Source organism: Nocardiopsis sp. CNT312 (assembly GCF_000515115.1).
Classification (GTDB): domain Bacteria; phylum Actinomycetota; class Actinomycetes; order Streptosporangiales; family Streptosporangiaceae; genus Nocardiopsis.
Window position 1 is genome coordinate 109,035 of record NZ_KI911537.1, and the last position, 13,633, is coordinate 122,667.

A 13,633-nucleotide genomic window follows, 5' to 3' on the forward strand; every position below is an offset into this window, starting at 1 on the left:
TGTTGACGCGCGCACGGGCACCCGGGTTTCGGTTTGTAGGGTTGCGCCCGGAAAACGGAATGCGGCGGGGGACGGAGCGGACCGCGCTCCGACCGGGCGCCAGTTCTGGGAAACTCACCTTGGGCCGGTTTCGGCGACACACACGCGCACACCGGCGGAATGCCCCGCGATCCGCCGCGGTTTCCTACCTTGAGGGGGTATCAGGATGTCTTCCGAACAGGGGCGGCACGAAAGCGGCCCCGAGCCGGCCACACACGGCTACAGCGGCGACAAACAGAGCCACATCAACCGGCTCCGGCGTATCGAGGGCCAGATCCGCGGCCTCCAGCGCATGGTGGAGGACGACCAGTACTGCATCGACATCCTCACCCAGACATCGGCGGCCAACAAGGCACTGCGCTCCTTCGCGCTGTCCATGCTCGACGAACACCTCAAGCACTGCGTGGCCCACGCCGTCGCCACTGGCGGTGAGGAGGCCGAGGAGAAGGTCCGCGAGGCCTCCGACGCGATCGCCCGCCTGGTGCGTTCCTGAAACCCGGGCCGAACCTCCCCCTGGGCAGGACGCCGACTAACGTTTGCGGTATGTCCCCCGACACGTCCCCCTCCTCCCCTCCTGAGAACGCCCTGTCCGCCACGGTGGAGCGCCGCCTGGCCATCCCCGTCCTCGTCTCCGCCCTCGTCTCCGTGCCCGCCATGTTCCTCGACATGTGGGGGCAGGGCGCGTGGGCCTCGCTCGGCCGTGCGGTCGGCTGGATCGCCGGGATCATGCTCTGGATCGAGTGGGCCCTGCTCTTCGTCCTGGCCGACAACCGGCGCGCGTGGCTACGCCGGAACTGGTGGCTGACGGTCGTCGCCGGGGTGACCGTGCCGGCCGTCGTCTTCGCGATCGGCCCGTCCCAGGTCCTGCGCCTGGTCCACCTGGTGGGAACACTGCGGTTGCTGCGGGTCACCCGGATCATCCAGGCCGGCGGCATGATGCGGGAACGGCTCAGGCTGAAGGGCCCGTGGGGCACCGCCGTGGTGGTCGTCTCCACGGGACTGGCCGCGGTGTTCGTCACCGCGGTCCTGTCCGACCCGACCTCGGCCACCCGGCAGCTCCTGGAAGGAACGATCGAGCAGTACGGGTGGTGGCCGACGGCCCTGGCCGGTGCCCTCACCCTGGGTGCGGGCACCGTCGTGGTCCGGAACCGCTGGCGTCACGTCCGGGACCTGCGCCGGGAGAAGCGGGACTCCGGGAGCTCCCCGGAGGGCTCTCACTCGTCGCCGTAGCGTGCCCGGAGGTTGTCCATGAGCCGCGCGCCCTCCCTGCGTGAGGACTCGGCGTCCAGGTAGTCGAACGCCTCCTGGTCCACGAACGAGGACGGGCGGCCGCTGTCGGCGAACCCCAGACGCGCCACCTCGCCCCCGGTGAGCTCCCGGATGGTCCAGTTGGCCAGAATCCGCGCCCGCGCGGTCAGGGAGGGCACCGACACCAGGTGGTAGCCGCGCGTGGCCGCCAGCGCGGCCGGACCGGTCAGATCGAACCTGAACACGCGGGCCAGCGCGTCCCTTCCGCTGAAGTCCACCGCCAGCCCGAGGTCCGTGTGTTTGAAGTCGGCCATGGGCCGTCCCAGGATGGAGGCGACGACGTTGTCGGCGGCGGTGGCAGCCTGCCGCGTGGCGTACTGGGCCGTGGGGGGGCAGTAGGCCCCTTCCCCGTCGGCCAGATGGGGGACGGCCGCGGCGTCGCCCAGCGCGAACACGTCGTCCAGGCCGGGGACGCGCAGGTCGGTGCCGACTTCCAGGCGACCGCGCCGCGTGGGCTTGCCGAGCGTCTCCATGAGCGGGCTCGGTGAGACGCCAGCGGCCCAGATGAGCGTGCGGCACGGCAGGGCCCGGCCGTCGGTGAGGACCACCTTGTCGGGAGTCACCTCGCGGACGGTCACCTTGAGCTTGACCTCGATGCCCAGGCCGCGCAGCAGGTCGAGTGCCCTGCTCCCCAGGCGCTCGCCCAGCTCGGGCAGGACCCGGGGGGCGATGTCGACCAGGTGCCAGCGGATCACCGAGCGCAGCTCGGGGTAGCGCTTGGCGGCCTCCTCGCACAGCCGCATCAGTGAGGCGGCGGTCTCCGCTCCGGTGTAGCCGCCGCCGACGACGACGAAGCGGCAGCGCTCCTCGCGTTCGACCGGATCGCGGCTGTCGTGGGCCAGTTCGAGCTGGGCGAGCACGTGGTCGCGCAGTAGGACGGCCTCGGCGAGCGTCTTGGCGCCGTAGGCGTGCTCGCCCAGACCCGGGATGTCGAAGGACCGGGTCAGACCGCCGGGGGCGAGCACCAGCCGGTCGTAGGGGCAGGGAATGAGCTCTCCGCTGGAGCGCCGCACGAGCACCGTGCGGTCGTCGGTGTCCACACCGACCGCGTGTCCGGGGACGAGCCGTGTCTGGTGGGTGAGGCGGTGCACGGACATCGCCACCGACTGGGGTGTGAGCAGGCCGGAGGCCACCTGGGGCAGCAGCGGGCTGTAGAGCATGTAGTCGTGCGGCGCGACGAGGGCAAGGTCGGCCATTCCCCGGGGTATCCGGCGTTCGAGGTGGCGCAGGGTGTGGAGGCCGCCGAAACCCGCGCCGACGACCACGATGCGAGGCCGAGCCATCAGTTCACCGTTTCCTTGTCTCATGATCTGGCCGCCAGCGAACGCAGGCGTGCCCGTCCGCCGCCGACCATACGGCGCGGTGGCCTCCGGGCACCGCTCACACACGAGACACGGCCGGGACTTTGTGGCCCTTTGCCTCCCCCTGGCAAAGGCATACGCGCACTTCAGACCCATGTAACCGAATCATGACCCACGAAGGAGAACAATCATTACGGAGAGTTGCTAGGCAAGAGCCGTAAGCACCGAAAGGAGCTGGGGACACGTATGCGCGCGTTCACCAGGATCGCCGCCGCCTCGACGCTGGCCGGAGGGCTGACCATCGCCGGGGTCGGGAGCGCCCTCGCACAACCCGCGGACGACCACGTGGAGACCGACACGGCGCAGGGAGCCGTGCCCTCCGCGGGCTCCGCCGAGGAGGCGACCGCTCTGGAGGGTGTCCCGGCGGAGGCCGCTGGAGCCGGAGAGGCCGTCTCCACCGCTCCCGGCTCCGAGGAGGCCCCGGCGGTGGCCCAGGACACCGTGGGAGACACGGCCGACGAACTCCCCGCCACCGAGCTGACCGAAGCCGCCCCCACCGAAACAGCCACCGACCCCGCCGGGGACACCCCGGCCACAACCGTCCAGGACACCGTGGGAGACACGACCGACGAACTCCCCGCCACCGAGCTGACCGAAGCCGCCCCCACCGAAACAGCCACCGACCCCGCCGGGGACACCCCGGCCACAACCGTCCAGGACACCGTGGGAGACACGACCGACGAACTCCCCGCCACCGAGCTGACCGAAGCCGCCCCCACCGAAACAGCCACCGACCCCGCCGGGGACACCCCGGCCACAACCGTCCAGGACACCGTGGGAGACACGACCGACGAACTCCCCGCCACCGAGCTGACCGAAGCCGCCCCCACCGAAACAGCCACCGACCCCGCCGGGGAGGCCGTTGGAGAAGCCCCCACCGCAGCCGTGGAGGAGGCCGGGGCGGGCGCAGTCGGCGAGGCCCCCGCAACCGACACCGTCGGCGACACGGTCGGGAACACCACGGGCACCGCAGGTGACACGGTCGGGGGCCTGTCCCCCGAGGCACTCGAACTCCTTCAGGACGAGAAGGCCGTCGCACTGCTCAGCGACCCCGAGACGGTGGAAGTACTCAGCCGCCCGAACGCCGTCCAGGCGGTCGACCGCCTGATGGGGTTCCACGACCCGGTGGCGGTCTTGGACGCCCTGAGCGCGACCGAGTCCCAGTAGCACAAGCCGTGTGCCGGCCCTCCGGAGCATCCGCTCCGGAGGGCCTTCCCGCGTCCTCCACGCCGCGGCCGGTGTGGGCGCCGTGCTTGTCGACGGCGGCCGGGCCCTGGCTCTCGCTGATCTGCGTGTCGTCGTAGATGTTGGTGGCGGTACCGCCGAGGGGCGACGGCGTTGACGCGGAGGCCCGCGTCGCGGTACGTGAGCCGCGGTCGACTCCACCAGGCCCACGACGGCGTGCCGGGACACGGTGCAGGCGGCTCCGGCGGCGCTGCCGCGCGGGGATGCCTCGGAGGCGGTGAAGACGATCGAGCCTGCGTCCTTCTCCTTCATGCGCGGCAGGACGGCGCGGGTGAGCAGGAAGAGCGCGGTGAGGTTGAGGCGCGGCAGCCGCTCCCAGGAGGCGTCGGTGACATCGGCGGTGGCCGCCTTGTCGTCCATGATCACGGCGTTGTTGATGAGGCCATCGATGCCGCCGGGTTCACCCGGGGCGGTGTCCACCGCCCCCGCAGTACGTTCGCGATCAGTTGTCCTTCGTCTCGGACTGCACGCGCGCCCCGAGGCCGGGGGCGATGTGGTGCCGCCCGGTGTGCCGTGCGCGCTCGGTCCGTCGACCATGGAGGGAATCCTTCGTCATCTCGCGCGATCGGCGCCCGCGCGGGCCACGGGCCTCCCCGGAGGCGTTCCGTCTCTCCTGCGGTCGCGACCCACCCTGAGCCGGGCAAAGCCACGGTCAACACGAGCGCCCGAGCCCATGGGACTCCGGAGACGGGGCTCTACCGGGGGCGGCCCCGGGCTCGGTCAACAGCGCGGCGGTGCCCATGGCCAGCAGCAGCTCGGCCATCGCCTCACGGGGCAGCTCGCCGTGGCTGTGCGGGGTGGAGTTGAGCAACCCGAAGACGGCGTGCACGGCTGCGCGCAGGCGCACGCGTCCAGTGCCGGGCCGCAGCCGTGCGAGTACGTCGACCCACACCTCCACGTAGCCGCGCTGGAGGCGGCGCACCCGGTGCCGGTCGCCCTCGGCGAGGTGGCCGAGTTCGCGGTCGTGCACCGTGATGAGCGCCGGCTCGTCCAGAGCGAAGGCGATGTGCCCGCGCAGCAGGGACTCCAGGGCCTGCTCCGGTGTACCGGAGCAGGCGACCAGTTCTCCGCCCCACCGGGACAGCCGCTCGCTGACGTCCACCAGAACCGCCGCGAGCAGCGCCTCCTTGCCCGCGAAGTGACGGTACAGCGCCGGACCGGAGGTCCCCACGGCCCGGCCGAGTTCGTCGATGGTCGCACCGTGGAAGCCGCGTTCGGCGAAGAGCACGGCGGCGGCCCCGAGGATCGCCGCCCGGCGCTCGGATACCGGTCCGGACACCGTCGCCACCCCCGTTCCCGATCGCACCACGCCGACGCTGGACACCCATGTTAGTAGTTACTAACATCACAGTGGTTAGTGTGCGTTAACACCCTCCCCGAGAGGACGCCATGAGCAGGGCACCCGTGCTCACCTCGGCAGTGGACACCGCCGACCCCGCGTTCACCGCCAACGCGGAGTCCCACCGCGCCCTCGCCCGCCTGTTGCGCGAACGGATCGCGAAAGCCGCGCTGGGCGGACCACAACGGGTACGGACGCGCCACGTCGAACGCGGCAAACTCCTGCCGCGCGACCGCGTCGACCTCCTCCTGGACCCCGGATCCCCCTTCCTGGAGATCGCCCCGCTGGCCGGCTACGGGCTCTACGGCGAGGACGGCCACGACGCGCCCGGCGCCGGGATGATCGCGGGCGTGGGACGCGTGTCGGGCCGCACCGTCGTCGTGGTCGCCAACGACGCCACCGTCAAGGGCGGCAGCTACTACCCCGTGACGGTCAAGAAGCACCTGCGCGCACAGGAGGTGGCCCTGCACAACCACCTCCCGTGCGTCTACCTCGCCGACTCCGGTGGAGCGTTCCTCCCCATGCAGGACGAGGTGTTCCCCGACCGCGAGCACTTCGGCCGCATCTTCTACAACCAGGCCACCCTGTCCCGGCTGGGCATCCCGCAAATCGCGGCGGTCCTGGGATCGTGCACGGCCGGCGGCGCCTACGTCCCCGCCATGAGCGACGAGGCGGTCATCGTGCGCGACCAGGGCACCGTCTTCCTCGGCGGCCCGCCCCTGGTCAGGGCCGCCACCGGCGAAGTCGTCACCGCTGAGGAACTAGGCGGCGGAGACCTGCACTCACGCGTCTCCGGCGTCACCGACCACCTGGCCGACGACGACGCCCATGCCCTGACCATCGTCCGCCGCATCGCCGACACCCTGGGGCCGACCGGCCCGCCCGCCTGGGAGGTGCGCGAACCCCGCCCGCCCAGCATGGACCCCGCCGAGCTCCAGGGGGTGGTGCCCGCCGACACCCGTGTCCCCTACGACGTGCGCGAAGTCGTCGGACGGCTGGTGGACGGCAGCGAGTTCACCGAGTTCAAGGCCGAGTACGGCACCACCCTGGTCACCGGGTTCGCGCACTTGCACGGCCACCCCGTGGGGATCGTCGCCAACAACGGCATCCTGTTCGCCGAGTCCGCGCTCAAGGGCGCCCACTTCATCGAACTGTGCGACCGGCGCTCCGTCCCCCTGGTCTTCCTCCAGAACATCTCCGGGTTCATGGTCGGCCGCGACTACGAGGCCGGAGGCATCGCCAAGCACGGCGCCAAGATGGTCACCGCCGTGGCGTGCGCGCGCGTACCCAAGTTCACCGTGGTCATCGGCGGCTCCTTCGGCGCAGGAAACTACAGCATGTGCGGCCGCGCCTACTCCCCCAGGTTCCTGTGGATGTGGCCGAACGCCCGCGTCTCGGTCATGGGCGGTGAACAGGCCGCCTCGGTGCTGTCCACAGTCCGGCGCGACCGGCTGGCGGCGCGAGGAGAGGCGTGGTCCGATGAAGAGGAGGAGGCGTTCAAGGCGCCCGTCCGTGAGCAGTACGAGCGCCAGGGCGACCCCTACTACTCCACGGCCCGCCTGTGGGACGACGGCGTCATCGACCCCGCCCACACCCGCGACGTGCTCGCCCTGGCCCTGTCCGCCGCCCGCCACGCACCGCTGGAGCCGGTGGGCTACGGCGTCTTCCGGATGTGAGGACCCGACATGACGACGACGACACCCCCGACCCCGGACCGCACGGCGGCCGTCCTGGTGGCCAACCGCGGTGAGATCGCCCTGCGCGTCATGCGCACCCTGCGCCGTATGGGCCTGGGCTCGGTGGCCGTGTACACCGACGCCGACGCCCGCGCCCCGCACACCCTGGCGGCCGACCGGGCGCTGCGCGTCCCCGACTACCTGGACGCCTCAGCGATCACCGCCGCCGCGGTGGAGGGTGGTGCGACGATGGTCCACCCCGGCTACGGATTCCTGTCGGAGAACGCCGCCTTCGCCCGCGCCTGCGCCGACGCCGGACTGGTGTTCGTCGGCCCTCCCCCCGCGGCCATCGACGCCATGGGCGACAAGATCCGCGCCAAGGAGACCGTCACCGGGGCCGGGGTCCCGGTCCTGCCCGGCTTCACCGAGGCGCCCGGGCGCCCCCTCACCGACGCCGAGCTCCTCTCCGCCGCCGAGCGGACCGGCTACCCGCTGCTCGTCAAACCCTCCGCCGGAGGCGGTGGCAAGGGCATGCGCGCCGTCCACTCCCCCGAGGACCTGCCCGCTGCGGCCGCCGCCGCACGCAGGGAGGCCACCGCCGCCTTCGGCGACCCCACCCTGCTGGTGGAGCGCCTCGTCCGGCGACCCCGCCACATCGAGGTCCAGGTCCTGGCCGACACCCACGGCACTACCCTCCACCTGGGCGAACGCGAGTGCAGCCTGCAACGGCGCCACCAGAAGATCGTCGAGGAGGCGCCCTCCCCGCTCTTGAGCGCCGACCAGCGCGCCCTCATGGGCGAGTCCGCCGTGGCCGCCGCCCGCGCCTGCGGCTACACGGGCGCGGGCACGGTGGAGTTCATCGCCGAGGCCGCCGCCGACGGCTCCCTGTCCTTCTCCTTCCTGGAGATGAACACCCGCCTCCAGGTGGAGCACCCCGTCACGGAGGAGGTCGTGGCCATCGACGGGGTGCGCGGTATCGACCTGGTGGAACTGCAACTGCGGGTGGCCCTGGGCGAGCCCCTGCCCTTCGGCCAGGCCGACGTGTCCCTGCGCGGGCACGCGGTGGAGGCACGCGTCTACGCCGAGGACGCCGACCGCGGCTTCCTTCCCAGCGGCGGCCCCGTCCTGTCACTGACCGAGCCCCGCGGCCCGCTGGTGCGCGTGGAGTCGGGGATCGTCGAGGGCGGCGAGGTCACCTCCTCGTTCGACCCCATGCTGGCCAAGGTCGTCACCTGGGGGACCGACCGCGCCCAGGCACTGCTGCGGATGCAGGACGCCCTGTCCGGATACCTGCTGCTGGGGTGCGTCACCAACACCGCGTTCCTGCGCCGCCTGCTGCGCCACCCCCGCGTGGTGTCGGGAGACCTGTCCACCGACCTCGTCGAGACCGACCCGCCCGAGCCCGCCCCGGAGACCGTCCCGCCCGAGGTGTACGCGGCCGCCGCGCTCGACCACCACCTGGATCTGGCTGCTGACGGCCCCGCACCGGCCGACCGGTTCGCCGTCCCGGACAACTGGCGGATCGGCGGCCCCGCCTGGACCCGCTGGCGGCTGCGCGCGCCCCGCCTCGACTCCACGGTCGTGCACGTCCGGCACAGCGGCCCCGGGACGTTCCTGGTCCGAGTGGGGGACGGCCCGCCCGAACCCGCCCGCGCCCACCGCTCCGCCGACGGCACCCGTCTGACCGTGGACCACGGCGGGCGACTGCGCACCTACGCGCGCGCCCACGATCCGGCCACCGCCCACCGGTGGCTCGGCGCGGACGGCACCGCCTGGACCCTCCACGAGGAGCCGGTGGCCGCCGCCCTGCGCTCCGACGCCGACACCGCCGACGGGACCGTGCGCAGCCCCATGCCCGGGACGGTGCTGGCCGTGCCCGTCAGGGTCGGCCAGCGCGTCACCGTCGGCACCCCCGTGGCGGTGGTCGAGGCCATGAAGATGGAGCACTCCGTGCCCTCCCCCGTCGACGGGACCGTCGCGGCCGTCGCGGTCGCACCCGGGGCGTCCGTACCCATGGACGCCCCGCTCGTCACCGTCGAACAGCACGGCGACGGATCCGCCGCGGCCCCGTCCGCGACCACCAGCGAGGAGCACCGGGATTGAACCGTCACGAACTGTCCACCGAGCACGCCGACCTGCGGGCCGCCGTGGAGGAGTTCGCCCGAACCGAGGTGGCACCGGTGATCGGCGACTTCTACGAGCGCGGCGCCTTCCCCTACGGCATCGTCGCCAAGATGGGGCGGATGGGGCTGTTCGGGCTGCCCTTCCCCGAGGAGTACGGCGGGATGGGCGGGGACTACTTCGCGCTGTGCCTGGCCCTGGAGGAGCTGGCGCGGGTGGACTCCTCCGTGGCCATCACCCTGGAGGCCGGGGTGTCGCTGGGGGCGATGCCGATCCACCGGTTCGGCTCGCGGGAACAGAAGGAGGCCTACCTTCCGGCGCTGTGCCGAGGCGAAGCACTGGGGGCGTTCGGCCTGACCGAGCCGGACGGGGGTTCGGACGCGGGCGCCACGAAGACCACCGCGCACGTGGCGGAGGGGCAGTGGGTGATCAACGGGACCAAGGCGTTCATCACCAACTCCGGCACCGACATCACCTCCCTGGTCACCGTCACCGCGGTGACCGGCGAGCGGGAGGGCGGGGGGCCGGAGATCTCCGCCATCCTGGTCCCGGCGGGCACCCCCGGGTTCACGGTCGGGCAGCACTACTCCAAGGTGGGGTGGAACGCCTCCGACACCAACGAGCTGGTGTTCGACGGCTGCCGGGTGCCGGAGGCCAACCTGGTCGGCGAACGCGGGCGGGGGTACGCCCAGTTCCTGCGCATCCTGGACGAGGGGCGCATCGCGATCGCGGCGCTCTCCGTCGGACTGGCCCAGGGGTGCGTGGACGAGAGCGTGCGCTACGCCCGTGAGCGCCGGGCGTTCGGGCACAGCATCGGGGCCTACCAGGCGATCCAGTTCAAGATCGCCGACATGGAGAGCCGCGCGCACACCGCCCGCCTGGCCTACTACGACGCTGCCTCCAGGATGCTGGCGGGCGAGCCGTTCAAGAGACAGGCCGCGATCGCCAAGCTGGTGGCCTCGAACGCGGCGATGGACAACGCGCGCGAGGCCACCCAGGTGTTCGGCGGGTACGGGTTCATGAACGACTTCCCGGTGGGCCGGTTCTACCGGGACGCCAAGATCCTGGAGATCGGCGAGGGCACCAGTGAGGTGCAGCGCATGCTCATCGCCCGCGACCTGGGGCTTCCGGCGTAGGAATCGACGAAAGACGTGAGCGGGACCGGCCCGTGCCCCGGGTGAGGGGCAGGGAACCGCGGACCGGCTTTCCCGGGTGTTCCACGCCGTGGCCGAATCCGGCCCGGCCTGTTCGGTCATCCGGCGAACAAGGGGTGACAACCGGCCCACCGAGGAACACAATGGGTCCGTACGGCCACACCGGGACCCCTGACCACCGGGCCCCTCCCGTTCCGCTGCCAGCGGCCCCGCCACGGGTGCACGGCCGATCCCTGTTCCCCGTCGGAGGAGTACCCGATGGAAGGCGTTCTGTCGGCGATCTCGCTGGCGGCCGTCGTGCTGGCCGCCGCCGCGATCGTGTTCGGCGCACACTTCCCACAGAACCGCGCGGCCTGGCTCCGCGCCTGGGCCCACGAGCACGGCTGGCACTACAGCGAGCACAGAGCAGCGCCGCTCGACGGCTCCCACCTGCCCCAGGCGGCCGGCAGCCGGGGCGGGCGCTCCCGGCACGTGCTCACCGGGAGGCGGGGCGGCCACGAGGTGACCGTCTTCGAGCACACGCACACACGCCCGGCTGCAGCGGCCGGGGACAAGCGCCACCGGCACACCTGCCGGATCGTGGCGGTGCGCACCCCCGGCCCCAACGCCGAGCTGGAGATCCGGCGACGGGACCCGTCACGGTCCGCGGAACCGGGGAGTGGTCTGGACGCCGTGTTCGACAAGACCTTCCACACCAACGGCAGCGACACCGCCTTCACCCGGGCCCTCCTGCGCAGGCGCGTCACGGACTGGCTGCTGGCCGATCCGCGATCCCGCTCACTGCCGGTGCGCTTCTCCGGCGACCACGTCCTCACCTGGACCGCCACGACCCGTCTGGACCCCGAGCGGGCCCTGACCGCCGCCGACTACCTGATCGACCTGGTCGGGCGCGTTCCCCCGGAGGTCTGGACCGGGCGTCCCACCAGCCGCTGACCGGTGGAGCAGGCGGTACCCCCTGTACAGGGCGGTTAAAATCCGCCGTATGAGCGATCCAGACTCCACACACCGCATCTCCCGCGAGGACCTCTTCAAGGACGAGGACGAGGAAACCGCACCGGACCCCAATTCCACCGCCCGCATCTCCCGTGAAGACCTCTTCAAGGACGAGGACGAGGAAACCGCACCGGACCCCGAACCCAACCCCGGCACCTACCGCAAGGGCCTGTTCAGAGACGACTGAGGGCACGGCACCGAGCGCCCGCCCGGAACTCCGGGCCGGAACTCCGGGCGGGCGCTCGCGGTCGGTGTCAGCGGCGCTCGCGCACGGCCGCCACGATCTCGGCGACCGCCTCGTCGACCGGCACCCCGTTGTTCTGGGAGCCGTCGCGGTAGCGGAAGGACACGGCGTTCTTGCCGATGTCGTCGTCGCCGGCCAGCAGCATGAAGGGCACCTTCTGCTTCTGGGCGTTGCGGATCTTCTTCTGCATGCGGTCGTCGCCGGCGTCCACCTCCACGCGGATGCCCTCCGCGCGCAGCTTCGCCTGGACCTCGCGCAGGTAGGGCACGTGCTCGTCGGCGATGGGGATGCCGACCGCCTGCACCGGGGCGAGCCAGGCCGGGAAGGCGCCCGCGTAGTGCTCCAGCAGGACGGCGAAGAACCGCTCGATCGAGCCGAACAGGGCACGGTGGATCATCACCGGCCGCTGACGGGTGCCGTCGGCGGCGGTGTACTCCAGGTCGAACAGCTCGGGCAGGTTGAAGTCCAACTGGATGGTGGACATCTGCCAGGTGCGGCCGATGGCGTCCTTGGCCTGCACCGAGATCTTCGGACCGTAGAAGGCGGCGCCACCCGGGTCCATGACCAGTTCCAGGCCCTGCTTCTCGGCGGCCTGGCGCAGGGTGTCGGTGGCCTCGGACCACACCTCGTCCCCGCCCACGTACTTCTCCGGGTCCTTGGTGGACAGCTCCAGGTAGAAGTCCTCCAGGCCGTAGTCGCGCAGCAGGTCCAACACGAAGGTCAGCAGAGAGTCCAGCTCGTCGGCCATCTGCTCCTTGGTGCAGTAGATGTGCGCGTCGTCCTGGGTGAAGCCGCGGGCGCGGGTGAGGCCGTGCACCACACCCGACTTCTCGTACCGGTACACGGTGCCGAACTCGAACAGGCGCAGCGGCAGCTCGCGGTAGGAGCGTCCGCGCGCGTCGAAGATCAGGTTGTGCATCGGACAGTTCATCGGCTTCAGGTAGTAGTCCTGACCGCCGTCGAGCTGCATGGGGGGGTACATGCCGTCCGCGTACCAGGAGAGGTGCTGGGACTTCTCGAAGAGCGTGCTCTTGGTGGCGTGCGGGGTGTAGACGAACTCGTAGCCGGACTCCTCGTGGCGCTTGCGCGAGTAGTCCTCCATCACTCGGCGGATGACACCGCCCTTGGGGTGGAAGACCGCCAGGCCGGAGCCGATCTCGTCGGGGATGGAGAACAGGTCCAGCTCGGAGCCGAGCTTGCGGTGGTCGCGCTTCTCCGCCTCCTCCAGGAAGGTGAGGTAGGCCTTGAGCGCGTCCTTGGTCTCCCAGGCGGTGCCGTACACGCGCTGGAGCTGCGGGTTGGTCTCCTTGCCGCGCCAGTAGGCCGCGGCGGTGCGCATGAGCTTGAAGGCCGGGACGACCCTGGTGGTGGGCAGGTGCGGGCCGCGGCACAGGTCCTTCCAGCACTGCTCACCGGTGCGCGGGTGGACGTTGTCGTAGATGGTCAGCTCGCCCGCGCCGACCTCGGCGGAGGCGCCCTCGGCGGCGTCGGCCGCGGAGCTGCCCTTGATGTCGATCAGTTCCAGCTTGTAGGGCTCGGTGGCCAGCTCCGCGCGGGCCTCCTCGTCGGTGACGACCCGGCGGTCGAAGCGCTGCCCCTGCTTGATGATCTGCTGCATCCGCTTCTCGATGGCCTTCAGATCGGCGGGGGTGAAGGGCTCGGCGACGTCGAAGTCGTAGTAGAAGCCGTTCTCCACGGGCGGGCCGATGCCCAGCTTGGCTTCGGGGAAGAGCTCCTGGACGGCCTGGGCGAGCACGTGCGCGGTGGAGTGGCGCAGGATCGCCCGCCCCTCCTCGGAGTCGATGGCGATCGGTTCGACGGTGTCGCCGTCGGCCAGTTCCCAGGCGAGGTCGCGCTGATGGCCGTTGACCAGGGCCGCGATGACCGTCCTGCCGTCGGCCTCCAGCGCCTGGCCCGCCGTGGTCGTGGCCGCCACCGCACGCGGGGTTCCGGCGAGGGTGACGTGCAGCTCAGGCGCGGCGGACACGGTGACTCCTAGGGATGCGTGGTTCGTCGGTCGACACCCGTACCCGCCGCTCACGGGGGCGGGAGGGCGTTTCGGGTCCGATGGTATCGGCTGACCGCGCGGGGCGCTCCACGTTGTCCACAGGCCGTCCGGGCCGTGTCCGGGGTCCGCACCGGACGCGGGCACC

Annotated in this window: 11 protein-coding genes and 1 pseudogene; 8 read left to right on the forward strand and 4 right to left on the reverse strand. The window is 71.6% G+C overall.

Annotation, left to right across the window (positions count from 1 at the left end; all coding sequences use genetic code 11):
- The first annotated feature begins 205 nt into the window (after positions 1-205).
- The gene (locus tag B042_RS0119335; protein ID WP_028649733.1) at positions 206-532 is read left to right on the forward strand and encodes a metal-sensitive transcriptional regulator; all 327 of its coding nucleotides are present in this window, start codon (positions 206-208) and stop codon (positions 530-532) included.
- Between the two features lie 50 nt (positions 533-582).
- The gene (locus B042_RS23885; protein ID WP_197024368.1) at positions 583-1,269 is read left to right on the forward strand and encodes a metal-sensitive transcriptional repressor family protein; all 687 of its coding nucleotides are present in this window, start codon (positions 583-585) and stop codon (positions 1,267-1,269) included.
- Here the strand turns inward: B042_RS23885 and B042_RS0119345 are convergent.
- Positions 1,254-2,630, reverse strand: a complete 1,377-nt coding sequence (locus B042_RS0119345) for an NAD(P)/FAD-dependent oxidoreductase (protein WP_036555634.1) — start codon at positions 2,628-2,630, stop codon at positions 1,254-1,256. The genes B042_RS23885 and B042_RS0119345 overlap by 16 nt on opposite strands.
- 264 nt (positions 2,631-2,894) lie before the next feature.
- Between B042_RS0119345 and B042_RS24545 the strand changes: the two genes are divergently transcribed.
- Positions 2,895-3,875, forward strand: coding sequence for a hypothetical protein (locus tag B042_RS24545; protein WP_028649735.1), 981 nt, complete (start codon positions 2,895-2,897; stop codon positions 3,873-3,875).
- 246 nt (positions 3,876-4,121) lie between these two features.
- On the opposite strand, the pseudogene B042_RS26755 reads toward B042_RS24545, so the two are convergent.
- Positions 4,122-4,490, reverse strand: a pseudogene (locus B042_RS26755) (SDR family NAD(P)-dependent oxidoreductase); the annotation flags it as partial.
- Between the two features lie 115 nt (positions 4,491-4,605).
- A complete protein-coding gene (locus B042_RS23895; protein WP_231494148.1) occupies positions 4,606-5,259 on the reverse strand; it encodes a TetR/AcrR family transcriptional regulator in 654 nt (217 codons plus the stop codon).
- Positions 5,260-5,342: 83 nt separating this feature from the next.
- Between B042_RS23895 and B042_RS0119360 the strand changes: the two genes are divergently transcribed.
- The 5 genes from B042_RS0119360 to B042_RS23900 all read left to right on the forward strand — a co-directional run bounded on the left by B042_RS0119360 (position 5,343) and on the right by B042_RS23900 (position 11,423).
- Positions 5,343-6,968 carry a carboxyl transferase domain-containing protein gene (locus B042_RS0119360; RefSeq protein ID WP_369797732.1) on the forward strand — a complete coding sequence of 542 codons (1,626 nt, stop codon included), beginning with the start codon at positions 5,343-5,345 and terminating at the stop codon, positions 6,966-6,968.
- A 9-nt stretch (positions 6,969-6,977) separates the two neighbouring features.
- Positions 6,978-9,071 carry a biotin carboxylase N-terminal domain-containing protein gene (locus B042_RS0119365; protein WP_028649737.1) on the forward strand — a complete coding sequence of 698 codons (2,094 nt, stop codon included), beginning with the start codon at positions 6,978-6,980 and terminating at the stop codon, positions 9,069-9,071.
- A complete protein-coding gene (locus B042_RS0119370) occupies positions 9,068-10,225 on the forward strand; it encodes an acyl-CoA dehydrogenase family protein (RefSeq protein ID WP_028649738.1) in 1,158 nt (385 codons plus the stop codon). Before B042_RS0119365 ends, B042_RS0119370 begins: the two co-directional genes overlap by 4 nt.
- A 276-nt stretch (positions 10,226-10,501) precedes the next feature.
- Positions 10,502-11,176, forward strand: a complete 675-nt coding sequence (locus tag B042_RS0119375) for a hypothetical protein (protein ID WP_028649739.1) — start codon at positions 10,502-10,504, stop codon at positions 11,174-11,176.
- Positions 11,177-11,225: 49 nt separating this feature from the next.
- Complete coding sequence (locus tag B042_RS23900) at positions 11,226-11,423, forward strand: hypothetical protein (RefSeq protein WP_036555636.1); 198 nt, start codon at positions 11,226-11,228, stop codon at positions 11,421-11,423.
- A gap of 67 nt (positions 11,424-11,490) precedes the next feature.
- Here the strand turns inward: B042_RS23900 and thrS are convergent, their stop codons facing one another.
- Positions 11,491-13,467, reverse strand: a complete 1,977-nt coding sequence (gene thrS / locus B042_RS0119385) for a threonine--tRNA ligase (protein WP_028649740.1) — start codon at positions 13,465-13,467, stop codon at positions 11,491-11,493.
- Positions 13,468-13,633 lie beyond the last annotated feature (166 nt).